The sequence below is a fragment of the Psychrobacter sp. Ps2 genome (genome assembly GCF_022129405.1).
GTDB lineage: Bacteria > Pseudomonadota > Gammaproteobacteria > Pseudomonadales > Moraxellaceae > Psychrobacter.
In genome coordinates, this window is record NZ_JADQAM010000061.1 from 329,797 (window position 1) to 346,321 (window position 16,525).

The following is a 16,525-nucleotide window of genomic DNA, read 5'->3' on the forward strand; positions in this document are numbered from 1 at the left end:
CCATTATGTAGCATTGCTATGCTTAATACTGGTATTACTAAAGTTTCGTCCTAAGTTGAATACTAATGTCTTTTTGACACTAAAACAACATTTAAAGTGCTTTATTTCTCAAATATGACTGAACAGTACATATAAGATATAAATAAAATGCTGTGGTTTACTTTTTGTCTTTAATGTGATTTTTAAAAATACATAATAAAAAAGCGACCCTTAAAGGATCGCTTTTAATATTAATAACAAACAGCATCACATAATTTATTTGTGATTTACTGAGCTTGGTAAGATACCTTTACACCCAATACAAAACCATCGTTACTTTCGAAATCACTAACAATCGTCTTAGTTGGGATTTGACCTTTGGCATCACCGAACCATAAGTATTTACCGCCAGCAGATATTGCCCAGTTCTCGGTAACATTATATTTTGCGCCAAGGCCAGCACTATAATAGCCTTCGATAGGACCCAATGAAGTTACAGGGTTACCAGCACCACTATCCCAACCGACAGTACCACTTACTGCCAATGCTGGCGCTAAGCGTTTAGCCAGACCTAACTCTACTTGCCATTGGTCATCGTCATAGCTGACTAAAGATAAACCTTTATCATCATTAGTTGCTTGCTTGCTTACTTCATTATAAAGTGGTGGAACGATTGCAAAATCACTCCATGGTACCCAACGTACTTTTGCAGTAGCTAAGGTTGTAGGGTTAATACCAGTTTGGAAATCGAAGTTAACTGATTTAGGGGTAGTAATATCTAGCGTATTACCTTGATTCGCTTCACCACCTAAAGCTGCTACTACTGGATATATCTCATCGATATTCGAGCTGTGGTCAATTTCAGAACGATAGGTCAAAGCTGCCTTTAGAGCAATTTCAGGTTTACTATAAGATATACCAGCGATATAGCCATAGTCGGTATCAGGACTAATATGAGCGGTATAGCCTGTAGCAGCACTATAGGCACTACCACGAAGACTTACATCAGCTTTGATACGCTGAACAACAGGACCACCGTACACTTGGAATTCTTTGTTTTGACCAAACTTAGCACCTAGGATACCTGTGATGCTTTCGCTACGGACTTCAACATTTGTGCCTTCATCATTCGCAAGGCGACCATCCGCAAAGCCTTCTAATTGCTCAAGTTGATTTAACTGTGCTTGACCTTCTGCTAGCTGCGTTTCGCCAGCGGCGATACCTGCTAAACCAGCATTAATCTGTGGACGCAGTGCAGGCTCAAGTGCTGGGTTTTGATTAACAGCTGCTTGGGCTTGTCTTACTTGCTCTCTAACTGCATTTAAACGAGTTTCAGCAGCAGTTAACTGGTTTTGAGTACCTTCAACTAAACCTTTCAACTCTTCTACATTATTAACGCCTAATCCACCTAGACGCGATGCAATAATATTATTAACAGCATCAGTTGGTGCGCCTACAAAGTTATTATTTCCAGTGTAATCGGCTGCTGCACCAAAAGGCTCATCATATAAGATACCAATACTGAATGTATCGTTGATATCTGTTTTTACGCCATAACGGAAAAAGTCATAAGACTCTGCGATGTCATCGATCTTATTACCTGAGGTATCTTTACCAGTAACATCAGCATCGATATAAGTGTAGACAGCTTCTGCATACGTGCCGTCTTGTAGGAATGCGGTGATATCTTGACCTGAGCGATCAAGGCCAGCAGCACTAGCGACGCTAGCAACAGAAAGAGTAGCAACAGCTACTGCAAGAGTTTTTAAATGAAAGGTGTGGCGCATTTTATATCTCCAAACATCCGCATTGTTTTACTGTCATACCTAATTTTCATAGATAAGCAGCATCCGAGGTGGAAGATAGTAAAGATTTTTTAACACTAAAACAACTACAAAAACACATTATTTCTATGTTATGACCACATAGTCATCAGACAGTATCTATATATGAAAATACGTATATATTTTCCATTATTAAAAGCTTTTCTCTCTAAATTCTACTTATTAATAATGTGGCGGTCTGTCTGCCATTACATCGAATGGTGCAATGCCACTTTCTGTATCCTGACCCTCAATCTGTTTATAAATAAGCTGTAGTTGACGTTGCAACGTATGAATATCTCTGTCTTGTCGCGTAATTACGTCATCCAGTCTTTCGACGGTTACTTCGAGATGCGCGAGGCTCATTTGCAAGTCGACTACTTGGGCTTGCAAATCATTTTGAATATCAGAAGTATCGTCTGTAGTTTTAGATTGGTTCATATTTTTCTCTAAATTATAGTAAGTATTAAATTGAAAGGATGGATTATTAAAGGATTTGAAGGGTACCGTAAATTAGCGATAAACCTACAAACATAGTCATGGAATAGGAGCAGTTAGTAAAAGCAATAAATAGTACTGATAAAACTATTTACTCGCACTACAGTGACGCGGTGGCATGTTATACTGCAGGCAATTTTGCAACAACCCCTACCTCACTATTATATAAGCTTAAGATACTCTATGGCACTGATTCATTTAAAAGACATTCACTTAGCCTTTGGCGTCGCGCCTGTTCTTGATGGTATTGATTTTTCTATCAATACAGGCGAGCGTGTGTGCTTGATTGGCCGCAACGGCGAAGGTAAATCTACTTTGTTTAAACTGATCAATGGCTCATTGCAGCCTGACAGTGGCGAGATTATTACCAACAGTAGCATGCGTGTAGCGATGCTAGAGCAAGACGTTCCTGAGACCAGCGGTCGCATATTAGACATCGTTATGGGCGGCAGTCGTCGCACAGCTGATTTGCTCATTAACTATAATAAGCAAGTCGATATGTGCGCGAATGGCGATATGGATGCCTGTGAGCATATGGCGACCCTACAGCATGATATCGATGCGGTACATGGTTGGGACTTAGAACGCGATGCCATGCGTCTGATTACGACCATGGGCCTTAATCCAGAAGACGACTTATCATCCCTATCTGGTGGTCGTAAACGCCGCGTGTTACTCGCTCGTGCGCTAGTCACTAAGCCTGATGTGCTACTCCTAGATGAGCCAACCAACCATTTGGATGTTGAAAGTATCGAATGGTTAGAGCGCTTTTTGCTCGATTGGCAAGGCCTGACGTTGTTGTTCGTGACTCATGATAGAGCATTCGTCAATAAACTATCGACTCGCATTATTGAGCTTGACCGTGGCCAATTGACCAGTTATGACGTAACACAAGGTGAAGGTGGTTACGCGCGCTATCAAGAGCTAAAAGAGCTACAGTTACAGGCTGAAGAAAAGAACAATGCCAACTTTGATAAAAAACTGGCACAAGAAGAAGTTTGGATTCGCCAAGGTATCAAAGCACGTCGTACCCGTAACGAAGGCCGTGTACGTGAACTAAAAGCCTTACGTGAAGAGCGTAGCGATCGCCGTGAGCAAGTGGGCAATGTAAACATCACCATGGGACAAGGCGAGAAAAGCGGTAAGCTTGTCTGTAAAGTTAAAAACTTACATCTTGAATATGACGGCAACGTCTTGGTAGATGATTTTACGACTACTATTATGCGTGGCGATAAGATTGGTATTGTCGGTCCTAATGGTGCGGGTAAAACTACGCTTATTAAAGCCCTACTCGATATGTCTGATGATGAAGTGACTAAGTCTGGTAGTGTCGAATTAGGTACTAATCTGAAAATTGCATTCTTCGATCAGCTGCGTGATCAGTTAGACCTTGAAGCAAGCGTTGCACAAAACGTTTCGGAAGGTTCTGACTTTGTCGAAGTTGGCGGTCGCAAGACGCACATCATGAGCTACTTGCAAGATTTCTTATTTGCACCAGAGCGTGCACGTACACCTGTCAAAGCCTTGTCTGGTGGTGAGCGTAACCGAGTACTACTGGCCAAGCAGTTATTAAAACCTGCCAATATTTTGGTACTCGATGAGCCGACCAACGATTTGGATATGGCCACACTTGAGCTATTAGAAGAGTCAGTCGCCAGCTTTGGTGGTACGATTTTGCTGATCAGTCATGATCGTTCATTCATGGACAACGTCGTTACCTCTACGTGGGTGTTTGGCGAAGATGAATATGGTAAAGGCACTGTTAGTGAGTATGTAGGTGGTTATCAAGAGTACCTCGTACAAAAAAACCGCGAAGAAGCATCCCGTGCTGCTAAAGCGCCTGCCAACAGTACAGCAAGCAATAAAGCGACAAATAAGTCTGGTGCAGCAGCGAAACCAAATAAGCCAGTCAAAAAGCTAAATTATAATGATCAACGCGAACTGGATAACTTGCCAAAAGAAATCGCTGCACTCGAAGCTGAACAGGCTCAATTGCAAGAAAAGCTGGCCGATGGCTCTTGGTTCAATACCGACTTTGATGCGGCGACAGCTGCTAGTGAGCGTCTCTTAACCATCGAAGATGAGATGATGCACAAGCTTGAACGTTGGAGTGAGCTTGAAGGCTAATAGTGGCAACTCTCTAGCTGAGTTTATTGGAATATCGCATATGTACTTTGCATTGCGTATTTCGATAAATAAGTTCCTGATAGTTTGACAAAACATTATTAATCATTGTGAAGGCATCACCACTTTATTATATAGAGTGGTGATATTTGTTTTACAGCAACTTACAAAGTAGTTAGATGGTGAAAGTTAGTGAACATTACCTTAATTTCAAGTATCATTCGCTATTGCTGAAAATCCTTATTATTTATAAGGTCATCACATCATAATCCTTGTTAAAGCAAAGTTAGCGTTAAGCGTTGATAATCCAACTGTTTTGGTTTGATTATCATATTCAACCTTCTAATATGTCCTATTGAGGTTGCTTTATTTTTAACGCAATAATTTATTTTATCACCGAAATAGCTTAGAATAGCAACAATTAGCAAAATTAGGCACAGCTAAAGTGGCTTGATATTGTATATTTTCTAAGCCACAAACCCAGTGTGGGATAATCCCATTTCATTCACCTGGAGGAAGTATTAATGAGCCAAGCCGAAGGCGTTAATGTACAACGCCGTAGAGTTCTTATTGCCTCAACTGCCGCGATTGGTGCAGCTGGGGTAGCTGCCGTGGCGACACCTTTTGTCCGTTCTTGGTACCCAAGCGCTAAAGCTGAGGCTGCAGGGGCTGCAGTGACCCAAGATATTGGTTCTATCGAAGATGGACAAATGATCGTCGTCAAATACCGTGGTAAACCTATTTATGTGGTTAAGCGCACCGAAGACATGGTTGCAGGACTAGAGTCAGTCAAACCTCTATTATCTGATCCTGAGTCTGATGCGTCTCTACAACCTGAATATTGCAAAAATCCTACTCGCTCTTTAGATCCAACCCTATTGGTTGTCGAAGGCGTTTGCACACATTTGGGCTGTGCACCAAACTACCGTCCTGATGTGGGCGCGGTGGATTTAGGTGGTAATGATTGGTACGGCGGATTTTTCTGTCCGTGTCACGGGTCAAAATATGACTTAGCAGGTCGCGTATATAGCGGCGTTCCTGCACCACTTAATTTACCCGTTCCAGAATATGGTATGGATGGTACCATCTTGACGGTTGGGGAGGCTTAATATGAGTATGGGTAAAAAGTTAATGCATTGGGTGGACGCGCGTTTTCCAGCGACCGAAACCTATGAATACCATATGTCAAAGTACTACGCACCAAAGAACTTTAACTTTTGGTACTTCTTTGGCGTGCTATCAATGATTGTATTGGTCAACCAATTGGTGACTGGTATATGGCTTACGATGATGTACAACCCAAGTGCCGAAGGGGCATTTGCGTCTGTTGAATACATCATGCGTGACGTAAAAGGTGGCTGGCTCATTCGCTATATGCACTCAACCGGCGCATCTGCGTTTTTCGTCGTTGTATACCTGCATATGTTTAGAGCCTTGCTATACGGTTCATACCAAAAACCTCGTGAGCTTATTTGGCTAATCGGTATGGGTATCTACCTAGCACTTATGGCAGAAGGTTTCTTTGGATACTTACTACCTTGGGGCAACATGTCATTCTGGGGTGCACAGGTTATCTTGAACTTACCTGCAGCTCTACCTGTTATTGGTGATGGCCTTGCTGAATGGGTACGTGGTGACTATATCATCTCTGGTATTACCCTAAACCGTTTCTTTGCTCTACACGTTGTTGCTATTCCATTAGTACTCGTGGGCCTAGTATTTATGCATATCGTGGCGTTGCACCATGTGGGTTCGAACAACCCTGATGGTATCGACATCAAAAAGCTAAAAGACAAAAATGGTGTACCTTTAGACGGTATCGAATTCCATCCGTACTACACTGTGCATGACATGGTGGGTATCGTAGTATTCTTTATCTGTTTCTTTGCAGTGGTATTCTTCTTCCCAGAAGGCGGCGGTTTCTTCCTTGAGCCACCAAACTTTGAGACAGCGAACTCACTGAAAACACCAGCGCATATTGCTCCAGTATGGTACTACACGCCTTTCTACGCTATCTTGCGTGCTGTTCCTGATAAGCTTGGTGGCGTGATTGCGATGGGTGGCGCGATTGCCGTACTGTTCTTGATCCCATGGCTTGATAGGTCTCCTGTGCGCTCTATACGTTACAAAGGTATATTATCTAAGATTGCGCTGACCGTCTTTGCTATTAGCTTTGTTGTATTGGGTTACTTGGGTGCGACGCCTGCGACACCAACGGCAACCATCATGGCTCGTGTATTCACGATTCTATATTTCTTGTTCTTCTTGCTGATGCCTTTCTACACTGCGATTGAGAAGTGTAAACAGCCACCAGAACGCGTTACCGGAGGTCACTAATGAACACGCTAATTAAATCCCTAGCTGGTCTAGGCTTAGGCGCGGCATTAACCTTGACTGCTGGTACGGCAATGGCTTCAGGCAGTGGCTGCGGTACATTCACCAATGCAGATGGCGTTGATGAACACCTGGCTTGTAGTACAGCTCCTATTGATTTTACCAATAAGGGCTCACTACAAAACGGCGCGAAGATCTTTATGAACTACTGTGCTGGGTGTCACTCAGCCAAGTACGTTCGTCATTCGCGCATTGCCAAAGATTTAGAGATACCGCCTGAGCTGGTTGAAAAGTATTTGATGGTTACTACCGATCAAATCGGTGACCACATTACTGCTGAGATAGATCCTGAGATTCAAGCGTCTTGGTTTGGCGCAGCGCCTCCTGATCTATCACTTGAGACACGTCTGCGTGGCGACGACTGGGTATATACTTACCTACTGTCGTTCTATGAAGATCCAAGCCGTCCTTGGGGCGCGAATAACTTAGTACTGGCCAATGCAGCGATGCCTCACGTATTGCATAATATGCAAGAAGAGTTGAGCCAAGAAGAGTTTGAATCTGAAGTTGGTGACTTGGTTAACTTTATGGCGTGGATGGGTGAACCTGCTCGCCATGACCGTCAAGTAATTGGTTTCTTCGTAATTCTATTCTTATTAGTACTGCTCATCCCAGTTTACTTATTGAATAAAGAATTCTGGAAAGATGTTAAATAAGTCATAGTCAGCAGATAGTTCTGAGAAATAAAAAAGGCACTACTTCGGTAGTGCTTTTTTGTGCCTTGATATAGAGCATAAATACTAGATATACCGTAAAATAAGTCGCTCAGCGTTAATGTTTACGTACACTACCTTGATAAACGTTGCGAGTTTGTTTACGATGACAACCTTCACTATTAACATTAGGCTTTCATGATTGATGCGAATGACATTCCAAGTAGTCAGCTAATTTTGTATGCTGATGACGGCTACGACAGTCATGTGGTACGCCTATTACTTGAAGAAAAAAAGCTCGCTTACTATTTGTCTCGCTTACATTCTGAGCGCCCTGAAGATTTGACTGAGCTAAACCCTTATCACACCTTGCCTGTATTACAGCAGCGTGAGATTGCGCTTTATGAGATTAATGTCATTTTTGAGTATCTTGAGGAACGCTATCACACAAATAAACTGCTCCCTGAGACACCGCAAGAGCGTGCACAGTTTCGCCAACTGGCTTGGCGCATTCAGCGTGATTGGTTAGTACTTGGTAAGCGCTTGTTGACGCATCCAGACAGTTTTAATAAAGCACAAGCTGCCATTGCCAAAAAACAGCTCAGTGATTCATTAATTACTCTGTCACCGCTGTTCGCTCATAAGCCTTATTTTATGGCTGATGAGTTTGGCTGGTGTGACGTGTTATTAGCACCATTATTATGGCGATTAGATGAGATGGGTATTGAGCTGCCACGTGCCATTAGCCGTCCATTATTTGAATACCAAACGAGAGTGTTTGAGCGCAGTAGCTTCCAAAAAAGTGTGCGTTGATTAGACAAGTATCGAAAGCTGTCCTAAAATAAAGTATAAATAAGATAGATGTTAATTAGCATCTGTCATTTGATAAGTTGCTGAACGAGATATTTTTCATTATTAAAAATTATTAGTATAGGAAATCATTAAATGAGCGAAACCACCTCTATTACACCTACCCGCCCTTATATGGTACGTGCACTATATCAATGGATAGAAGACAACGCTCTGACACCATACTTGATGGTTGATGCTACCGCTGACAATGTGCAAATACCAACCGAACATGTGCAAGACGGTCGTATTGTATTGAATATCGCCAGCCGTGCTACTGGTAACATGAGTATGGAAAATGACTATATTCATTTTAGTGCGCGCTTCGGTGGTGTATCACAAGAAATCTGGGTACCACTTACTGCGGTGATGGGGATTTATGCTAAAGAGAACTCGCAAGGGATGTTCTTTGATCCAAAAGAGTATGACAACTATCAGCCAGAAGACGACTCAGCACCAATGTCTAACAACAGTCCTGCTAAAGCACCTAAACCAAAGCGCGATAATAAAGCGGGTTTAAAGGTCCTAAAATAAAAATTCTGGAAGTAAATAGAACCTTAGACCAGTTCTATTTAACACAATAAAAAAGCTAGCCATATTTAATATGACTAGCTTTTTTATTAACTATTTAAAGGCTTATTAACTTCTATAACTGATAAGCTCTTTCCAAGCACTTACTGATTAGGTTCTTGGCAGTGTCACACCGCGTTGACCTTGGTATTTACCACCACGATCCTTATAACTGGTCTCACAGACATCATCAGCATCGCTTTGGAAGAACAGCATTTGCGCAACGCCTTCGCCAGCATAGATACGGGCTGGTAAATTAGTCGTATTACTAAACTCTAAAGTGACGTGCCCTTCCCACTCAGGCTCAAGCGGCGTTACGTTGACAATAATACCGCAGCGCGCGTAAGTTGACTTACCTAGGCAAATAGTCAATACATCACGTGGAATACGGAAGTACTCCATAGTACGTGCTAAAGCAAACGAGTTAGGTGGAATGATACACTCGTCACCAACGATATCGATAAAGCTTTTATCATCGAAGTTTTTAGGATCAACGACCACTGAATGTACGTTGGTAAAAACTTTAAATTCAGGAGCACAGCGCACATCATAACCGTAGCTTGAGGTGCCGTAGCTAACCAAACGCTCACCTGCATCATTAAAGCGTACTTGACCTGGCTCGTATGGCTCAATCATGCCGTGCTCTTCGGCCATTTTACGAATCCATCGGTCAGACTTAATAGACATTGTTGTTCCTTAGCAAATATTTAATAGCGGTTATGATAACAGTATTTTGATAGCGACGATTATACGGAATTGGTGGCTGAATTTATAGAGGAGCGGCTACTTAAAACTGAATACAGCCATTAATCTCATTTATTCCCATGTTATGTCTTAGAAGCTACCATTTGGCAAAATGATCTTCTGCAAGCCCCATGACATTATCAAGCCTAATAACTTCATCTCTTATTCGAATTTCACCACTATAAAAACCTATCCATTGCTCAAAGATACTGGCTATCACACCAAAATTATCAGTCTTTTTATAGACGGCAATCGGTGTAAAGCTCAAATCAATATCGACATTGCTCCACCCTAGATTTTGATGATAGATACGCCATGGCTTTGATATGCTAGCGTCAGTTTCTACACTTTCTATACTTGGCTCAAGACTGTCTGGCTGATTTGATCGAATACTTGAACCCTCACGAGCAAACATAACGGGTGGTAAATAGAATATCTGCCCGTCAAGCCAGCAAGCATTTTCACTAGCTCCGGTCTCGTTGACACCCATAGACAGATTGAGCAAAAAGTGACGACCATCTGACAAATAGCTAGTGATACAGCTCCAAAACCAATTGGTCTCATAACGCATATAGCCGAGCGTCCAATCTAGATTGGCAATAGTAGCATCGGTGAAAGTTATTTTTTGAGGTTGAGCATCAGGAGCATCAGTATGAAATTTCGACTTGGCTTTAATGAGCAAATGCCCAGATAGTGCGGTCAACGGCTCTTTTTGCGTAAACGTCCAGCCACGCCTACCAGTCGGCGTACATATGGCTAACGGTTGTGCGCTTCGTGCTAACGCTGCCGTTATTGCAACATACTGACTGTCGAGCGCAATAGTCATCTGAGCAGGACTAAAATCCAAGGTGACGCTGAGCTTTGTATGTGTAAATGCCATCTGCCCTTGATAACCATCACCGTCTAAGTGCGTATGATGCGTCAAAGGCTGTAGCGCCTCACAGACTTCTAGCTGCTGAGTATCCTCATTATAAATGTAAACGAAAGCACTAGTCGCAAGCTTAATCGTTGCGAGCGCGAGGCACACTCTATAAGGGGGCTGGAGTATCTGAATGAAGCAGAACTGGTTGGCTTTTAGTTCTTTACGCCAGTTAGGTAAGGATTTTTGTGAAATGAGATGACTATGATAGTCTAAGTAGTTGATACTTTTGACTTGGGAGAAGACACCAAAAACAGGCTGACCATTTTGGATAAGATATTCGAGATTTGCCAGTTTTAAGTTTGCGGCAGTATACGGTTTGTCGTGGCTTTTATTCATGATATCGGCATCCTAGCCAAATTTGCCTAAAGGTACTATCTGTCCTTGATAGCTAACGGTGCTATGTAAAATTCTTCTTTTTGCCTGTACAGAACCCACAAAAAATGCTTCAGTTATCACCTTAATTTCAATATTGGTTAATCCATCTGCTAGTGTTTCTGTAACATTGATTGATGCAAGCGCACTTACCCATAAAAAGTGTCTTGGAAACTTTTTTAACAGCTCAACGAGAGCCTTTGTGAATTTGTTAAAATCGGCAATTACCATTCGGCGATTGCTAAAGTCAGCATTAATCTGATAGCGTTTGCTACTACCATCTTTGTAGTAGCAAACGGCAATCAACTGATTGTTTAAGAGTTCAATGATGTATATCGGTGGGCGAAATAATCGTAAGACTCTATACTGCTTGGGAGTATTGTCTAAATGGCTTTGATAAATAGATAAGTTCAAAATATCCTCTTTTTAGACAATACATTCACTTTAAAAGTCGCTAGCTTAGGCTACTTCTCCATTATCAAAAAATCCGCTTATCATCGACAGGCTTTGCAAATTTATTGATATTGGTTTCGATGTTTTTGGCAATATCTAGGTAATATTGTGCAAACTCATCATCAGCTAAGACGCTTGGCACACCTTTATCAACTTGTGCACGAATGCCACTGGCAAGTGGTAGCTGACCCAATAGCGGTACCTGATACTGCTTAGCGATAAACTCACCACCACCCGTACCAAAGATTGCTTCGGTGTGATTACAGTTGCTACACGTATGTAGCGCCATGTTTTCAACCACACCCAGCACAGGAATATTGGTTTTATTGAACATCTCAACGCCTTTTTGCGCATCGAGTAAGGCAACATGCTGCGGAGTCGTGACAATGACAGCACCCGTGACTGGAATACGCTGCGCCAATGTCAGCTGTATATCACCCGTACCGGGTGGCATATCAATTACTAGATAGTCTAGCTGCGGCCAGTTGGTTTGATTGTATAACTGCATCAATGCCCCGGTCGCTTTAGGTCCACGCCATGCAACAGGTGTATTGTCCCCATCAAGCAAGCTACCGATAGAGAGCATTGCCATACCATGCGCATCAACTGGCACGAACTGCTCGTTCTCTAACTGCGGTTTTACGTCAGCAACGCCTAACATGGTTGGCATACTAGGGCCGTAAATGTCAGCATCAAGCACACCAACACGATTACCAAGCTTTTGCAATGCCAACGCGATATTGACTGTCGTTGTCGATTTACCAACACCGCCCTTACCTGATGCCACGACAATAATATGACGGATACGAGGATGCGCTGCCAACGATGCTTGGGTAGGTGCAGCTTTCGTAATCGGTGGCTCAGCGTTAGTGCTATTAGCATTGTTATTAGCGCCAGATGAAGGCTGAGATTCCATCGCATTGGTTGTCTTTGGCATCTGCTTTGGTAAGCTTGAACCTGAACCCTTTTCTGGCGCAGGCAGACGCACATTCATATGAATCGTGGTAATACCATGCGGGTGTAGCAACTGCCCGAGCTCCTGCTGGATAACTTCAGGATTGCTATCTTTTGGCAAACGCAGGTCTAACGTAAGTGCTTCGCCATCACGCTCAAGTCCTGTGACCATCGTGGCAATACTGACGGCACCTATCTCATATCCAAGTAGGACTTTGTCGACGGCACTATCACGCTCTGCCTGCTGCTGAGGCGTTTCGGTTTTTGTGGTTTTTTTCTTCATAAAGTTAAACATAGCTACTATTATGGCCTATACAAGTGGGTAGATCTGACAAATCGCTCAAGTCGTCTCGTTGCGCATATTACAACCGATAACGTTAATGAGTATATTAGCCAAACCTTCTATCGTGACAGTGTAGCTGAATTGGACGCATAAAAAAACCACAACGCCAGTAGGTCTGACGCTGTGGTATATGCAAATGGCATATATATTAATTCATAAACCAACCATGACTGGCAACGATAGATTGTCCAGTGAATACATTGGTTGGGAAAGCCGCTAAAAATAGCGCCAATTGGGCAATATCTTCTACTGTCGTAAACTCTTTATCTACGGTATTGACCAGCATAATATCGTTAATAACCGACTCTTCACTGATGCCCTTTTCAGCTGCTTGCTCTGGGATTTGTTTTTCTACCAATGGCGTTTTGACAAATCCTGGGCAAATCACATGCGAACGTACCTTATGCGCTGCACCTTCTTTGGCTAACACACGGCACAGTCCTAGTAGTCCATGCTTAGCAGTCACGTAAGGGGCTTTGTATAATGAGGCCTCATGCGAGTGCGCAGAGCCCATATAAATAACTGTGCCGCCCTTATCGCCTTTATACATGTGCTTAATCGCTGCTTTAGTGGTCAAAAAAGCGCCATCTAAGTGGATATTAAGCATTTTCTTCCAATCGCTAAACGCCATTTTATCAATAGGGTCGATGATCTGAATACCAGCATTAGAAACCAGAATATCAATACTGCCAAAAGTATCAACTAGCTGTTGTACACCATCGTTTACCGCATCTTCTGAGGTAACATCCATAGCAATCGCCAGAGCACGTCCACCAGCAGCTTCAATAGCATCAACCGTCTTTTGTGCCGCTTCAAGATTGATATCGGCAATACCAACCGCTGCGCCTGCTTTTGCATAAGTTTCAGCGATGTCACGTCCGATACCACTTGCAGAGCCAGTGACCAATGCTACTTTGCCTGTCAAATCTTGTTCTAATTGGGTCGCCATACATATTCCTTATCATGGTCTAAAATATTATTAGTTTTTATAAAATTGAACTGAACAAATACGCCACTATAATCATAGTGGCGTATTTATTTGCGGGATAAAACATATTAATCTTACAACAGTCACTTTACTGTACAAAGTTTACTGAATAATACTTACTGGTGTTTTTTCTTGTAGCTCGTCAAAGCTCACACCATCTGCTAATTCAACCAGCTTTAGGCCATTATCAGTAACATCTAATACCGCAAGCTCGGTGATGATACGATCAACCACGCCTTTACCCGTCAATGGTAGCTCACAGTTTGCCAAGATTTTTGGTTCGCCATGCTTATTGACCTGCTCCATCAATACAATCACACGCTGTACGCCTGCAACCAAATCCATCGCCCCGCCCATGCCTTTGACCATCTTTTTGGGAATCATCCAGTTGGCAAGGTCGCCTTTTTCTGACACTTCCATTGCACCCAATATTGCCAAGTTGACATGACCACCACGAATCATTGAGAAAGACTCTGAACTGCTAAAATAGCTAGCACCAGCTTCTGCGGTTACTGTTTGCTTGCCAGCGTTAATCAAGTCCGCATCAACGTTTTCTGCTGTAGGGAACTCACCAATACCTAGCAGGCCATTCTCTGATTGTAGCCATACGTCCACGCCTTCAGGAATGTAGTTGGCGACCAACGTTGGGAGACCGATACCTAGGTTCACATAGTAGCCATCTTGTAGCTCTTTTGCAGCGCGTTGCGCCATTTGCTCTCTTGTCCATGCCATGCTGATTTCCTTATTTTTTGCGATATTCTATTGCTATTCATCTAAATCGTTAGTTATAGTTGATCCAATTTGAGAGTGGTACAAGGCATCCGAGTGCAGATGTATCTGTCATACTTCAAGCAAGGTTAACGCTGTAACGCTTTTATAGTGGATTGACTATATCTAAACAATTAGTTATCTAAACAATTAGCTATCTAAGTTATTATCAATCTAAAAACTGACGATAAGTTTCAACCATGATTTTATCTAAGCGCCTTCTAGCGCTTTAGTCGTGGTTTTTTCGATACGTTTTTCAGGGCTAGCATTCAATACAATACGTTGAACAAAAATACCTGGTAGATGCACTTCATCCGGATCAAATGTGCCCGTTTCGACAATTTCTTCGACTTCGACGATAGTGATTTTTCCAGCCATTGCACAGTCTGGGTTGAAATTACGAGCGGTTTTATTAAATATCAAGTTGCCCGCTTTATCGGCCTTTTGTGCTTTGATGAGTGCTACATCCGCGCGTAATGAATGCTCTAACACATAAGTACGACCATCAAAATCACGTGTCTCTTTACCTTCGGCAACCAAGGTGCCCACGCCAGTTGCTGTGTAAAACGCAGGAATACCAGCACCGCCTGAGCGTAGCTTTTCGGCCAAAGTGCCTTGCGGGGTTAGCTCAACTTCTAACTCGCCTGCCAAGTACTGGCGCTCAAACTCTTTGTTTTCGCCCACGTACGATGAAATCATTTTCTTGATTTGGCGGGTCTGTAGTAGCAGACCAAGTCCGAAATCATCGACGCCAGCGTTGTTGCTGATACAGGTCAGCTCTTTAACGCCACTATCACGTAGTGCTTCGATCAATGCTTCAGGAATGCCGCATAGACCAAAACCACCGATAGCGAGTGTTTGCCCATCTTTAACAATACCGCTTAGTGCCTCTTCAGCACTGTTATATACTTTTGATTGACTCATGCTTATCTCCTTGCAAGTCTGTTTTTGTTATTAACGTCCATTATCTATCATGATTTATTTATTGTGCCAATCAATAGCGCATTGACTGTTTTAAATTTAAATCAATACATTTTATATCGATATATCATGTATAAAATACTTATGCTAACTTAACATATTATTTTCGTAGCGCCTAGTTGCTTAGTGATTAGAAAATAACCCCAAGAGGACGCGAGTCAACAAAGTATTCCTTATCCTTCAGTAATATCTCAACTGGATTTAAGTTTAATAAAATATAATAAATAAGGTTTTTTGATTAATTTCTTACCTATATTAATAAGCACGATATACTCGCTGTCTTAATTTTGCCAAGGAGGGCTATCATGTTTAGTACGCTAGCTATTGTCATTACCCTATTATTACTCATGTTTTTTGCTTATCGCGGTTATTCTGTGCTGATCTTAGCACCGATTATGGCGACGCTAGCAGTCTTACTATCAGGTGACTTCTTAAGCACCATTCCCGCTTATACCGATGTCTTTATGGGCGCGTTAAGTGGGTTTTTACTCAAATTCTTCCCGATATTCTTGCTAGGCGCACTATTTGGCCGCCTAGAAGTGGGTTACGGTGCAGTTATCGCGTCGCTCGCAGGCTTCCTTATCATTCGTGATAGCATTTTAAACCTTACCCCTGACAACCCTCTGATCTCAGAAGCCGTCGCGATGACCACGCTTGCTGGTATCACAGGCTCATCGTCTGGCGGTTTGAGTATTGCGCTGTCGACATTAGGTGAAGACTATCTAAGAATGGCCGTCAATGCGGGTATCGACCCTGAGCTGATGCACCGCGTAGCCGTTATGGCGGCAGGTGGTCTTGATACGCTTCCGCACAGTGGCGCGGTCATCACCTTGCTAGCGATTTGTGGTCTGACCCATAAGCAATCTTATTTAAATTTGGCGATGGTTACGATGGTTATTCCATTGGTCGCTGTGGTTGCTGTTATTATCTTAGGGACGATGTTTGGTTCATTCTAAGGTAGATTATCGCTTAGCCATTTATTGTGACTAACCACTGGTATCTAAGCGAATAATGGATAAATAAAAAACCCACTTAGCATACTGCTTGGTGGGTTTTTTCATGGCTGATTGATAACTAATCTATAATGACCAGATTCAATGCAAGGCTATT

General features: G+C 42.5%; 16 protein-coding genes. 7 read left to right on the top strand and 9 right to left on the bottom strand.

Annotated elements, in window-relative coordinates; all coding sequences use genetic code 11:
* Nucleotides 1-266: 266 nt before the first annotated feature.
* Nucleotides 267-1,766, bottom strand: a complete 1,500-nt coding sequence (locus tag I3254_RS13030) for an outer membrane protein transport protein (protein ID WP_238053155.1) — start codon at nt 1,764-1,766, stop codon at nt 267-269.
* A 219-nt stretch (nt 1,767-1,985) separates the two neighbouring features.
* Nucleotides 1,986-2,243, bottom strand: coding sequence for a SlyX family protein (locus I3254_RS13035; protein ID WP_201547976.1), 258 nt, complete (start codon nt 2,241-2,243; stop codon nt 1,986-1,988).
* A 240-nt stretch (nt 2,244-2,483) separates the two neighbouring features.
* Here I3254_RS13035 and I3254_RS13040 point away from each other — a divergent pair, with 240 nt between their 5' ends.
* From I3254_RS13040 to I3254_RS13065, 6 genes are all read left to right on the top strand, one after another.
* Nucleotides 2,484-4,427, top strand: a complete 1,944-nt coding sequence (locus I3254_RS13040; RefSeq protein WP_238053156.1) for an ATP-binding cassette domain-containing protein — start codon at nt 2,484-2,486, stop codon at nt 4,425-4,427.
* 521 nt (nt 4,428-4,948) lie between these two features.
* A complete protein-coding gene (gene petA / locus I3254_RS13045; protein WP_238053157.1) occupies nt 4,949-5,533 on the top strand; it encodes a ubiquinol-cytochrome c reductase iron-sulfur subunit in 585 nt (194 codons plus the stop codon).
* Nucleotides 5,534-5,555: 22 nt separating this feature from the next.
* On the top strand, nt 5,556-6,761 hold the full coding sequence (locus I3254_RS13050; protein ID WP_179798892.1) for a cytochrome bc complex cytochrome b subunit: 1,206 nt from the start codon (nt 5,556-5,558) through the stop codon (nt 6,759-6,761).
* Entirely contained in the window at nt 6,761-7,474 is a 714-nt protein-coding gene (locus tag I3254_RS13055; protein ID WP_101205476.1) for a cytochrome c1, read from the top strand. The genes I3254_RS13050 and I3254_RS13055 overlap by 1 nt, the downstream gene beginning before the upstream one ends.
* A gap of 195 nt (nt 7,475-7,669) precedes the next feature.
* Entirely contained in the window at nt 7,670-8,284 is a 615-nt protein-coding gene (locus I3254_RS13060) for a glutathione S-transferase N-terminal domain-containing protein (RefSeq protein ID WP_057759299.1), read from the top strand.
* A gap of 132 nt (nt 8,285-8,416) precedes the next feature.
* The gene (locus I3254_RS13065; RefSeq protein WP_102078541.1) at nt 8,417-8,854 is read left to right on the top strand and encodes a ClpXP protease specificity-enhancing factor; all 438 of its coding nucleotides are present in this window, start codon (nt 8,417-8,419) and stop codon (nt 8,852-8,854) included.
* A gap of 147 nt (nt 8,855-9,001) precedes the next feature.
* Here I3254_RS13065 and dcd read toward each other — a convergent pair whose 3' ends face one another.
* The 7 genes from dcd to I3254_RS13100 form a co-directional block, all read right to left on the bottom strand.
* Nucleotides 9,002-9,577 carry a dCTP deaminase gene (gene dcd / locus I3254_RS13070; RefSeq protein ID WP_058024138.1) on the bottom strand — a complete coding sequence of 192 codons (576 nt, stop codon included), beginning with the start codon at nt 9,575-9,577 and terminating at the stop codon, nt 9,002-9,004.
* A 154-nt stretch (nt 9,578-9,731) separates the two neighbouring features.
* Nucleotides 9,732-10,892, bottom strand: coding sequence for a DUF2804 domain-containing protein (locus tag I3254_RS13075; protein ID WP_238053158.1), 1,161 nt, complete (start codon nt 10,890-10,892; stop codon nt 9,732-9,734).
* A gap of 12 nt (nt 10,893-10,904) precedes the next feature.
* Nucleotides 10,905-11,342, bottom strand: a complete 438-nt coding sequence (locus tag I3254_RS13080; RefSeq protein WP_238053159.1) for a hypothetical protein — start codon at nt 11,340-11,342, stop codon at nt 10,905-10,907.
* A gap of 64 nt (nt 11,343-11,406) precedes the next feature.
* Complete coding sequence (gene apbC / locus I3254_RS13085; protein WP_238053160.1) at nt 11,407-12,630, bottom strand: iron-sulfur cluster carrier protein ApbC; 1,224 nt, start codon at nt 12,628-12,630, stop codon at nt 11,407-11,409.
* A gap of 196 nt (nt 12,631-12,826) precedes the next feature.
* Entirely contained in the window at nt 12,827-13,627 is an 801-nt protein-coding gene (locus tag I3254_RS13090; protein ID WP_238053161.1) for a 3-hydroxybutyrate dehydrogenase, read from the bottom strand.
* A 141-nt stretch (nt 13,628-13,768) separates the two neighbouring features.
* A complete protein-coding gene (locus I3254_RS13095) occupies nt 13,769-14,398 on the bottom strand; it encodes a 3-oxoacid CoA-transferase subunit B (RefSeq protein ID WP_165597057.1) in 630 nt (209 codons plus the stop codon).
* 246 nt (nt 14,399-14,644) lie between these two features.
* Nucleotides 14,645-15,358, bottom strand: a complete 714-nt coding sequence (locus tag I3254_RS13100) for a CoA transferase subunit A (RefSeq protein WP_201572664.1) — start codon at nt 15,356-15,358, stop codon at nt 14,645-14,647.
* A gap of 362 nt (nt 15,359-15,720) precedes the next feature.
* Between I3254_RS13100 and I3254_RS13105 the strand changes: the two genes are divergently transcribed.
* Nucleotides 15,721-16,371, top strand: a complete 651-nt coding sequence (locus tag I3254_RS13105; RefSeq protein ID WP_238053162.1) for a hypothetical protein — start codon at nt 15,721-15,723, stop codon at nt 16,369-16,371.
* Nucleotides 16,372-16,525 lie beyond the last annotated feature (154 nt).

Excerpts from the sequence above, each read along its gene's own strand:
- I3254_RS13030 (WP_238053155.1), bottom strand. The coding sequence starts at position 1,766 with ATGCGCCACACCTTTCATTTAAAAACTCTTGCAGTAGCTGTTGCTACT.
- I3254_RS13035 (WP_201547976.1), bottom strand. The coding sequence starts at position 2,243 with ATGAACCAATCTAAAACTACAGACGATACTTCTGATATTCAAAATGAT.
- I3254_RS13040 (WP_238053156.1), top strand. The coding sequence starts at position 2,484 with ATGGCACTGATTCATTTAAAAGACATTCACTTAGCCTTTGGCGTCGCG.
- petA (WP_238053157.1), top strand. The coding sequence starts at position 4,949 with ATGAGCCAAGCCGAAGGCGTTAATGTACAACGCCGTAGAGTTCTTATT.
- I3254_RS13050 (WP_179798892.1), top strand. The coding sequence starts at position 5,556 with ATGCATTGGGTGGACGCGCGTTTTCCAGCGACCGAAACCTATGAATAC.
- I3254_RS13055 (WP_101205476.1), top strand. The coding sequence starts at position 6,761 with ATGAACACGCTAATTAAATCCCTAGCTGGTCTAGGCTTAGGCGCGGCA.
- I3254_RS13060 (WP_057759299.1), top strand. The coding sequence starts at position 7,670 with ATGATTGATGCGAATGACATTCCAAGTAGTCAGCTAATTTTGTATGCT.
- I3254_RS13065 (WP_102078541.1), top strand. The coding sequence starts at position 8,417 with ATGAGCGAAACCACCTCTATTACACCTACCCGCCCTTATATGGTACGT.
- dcd (WP_058024138.1), bottom strand. The coding sequence starts at position 9,577 with ATGTCTATTAAGTCTGACCGATGGATTCGTAAAATGGCCGAAGAGCAC.
- I3254_RS13075 (WP_238053158.1), bottom strand. The coding sequence starts at position 10,892 with ATGAATAAAAGCCACGACAAACCGTATACTGCCGCAAACTTAAAACTG.
- apbC (WP_238053160.1), bottom strand. The coding sequence starts at position 12,630 with ATGTTTAACTTTATGAAGAAAAAAACCACAAAAACCGAAACGCCTCAG.
- I3254_RS13090 (WP_238053161.1), bottom strand. The coding sequence starts at position 13,627 with ATGGCGACCCAATTAGAACAAGATTTGACAGGCAAAGTAGCATTGGTC.
- I3254_RS13095 (WP_165597057.1), bottom strand. The coding sequence starts at position 14,398 with ATGGCATGGACAAGAGAGCAAATGGCGCAACGCGCTGCAAAAGAGCTA.
- I3254_RS13100 (WP_201572664.1), bottom strand. The coding sequence starts at position 15,358 with ATGAGTCAATCAAAAGTATATAACAGTGCTGAAGAGGCACTAAGCGGT.
- I3254_RS13105 (WP_238053162.1), top strand. The coding sequence starts at position 15,721 with ATGTTTAGTACGCTAGCTATTGTCATTACCCTATTATTACTCATGTTT.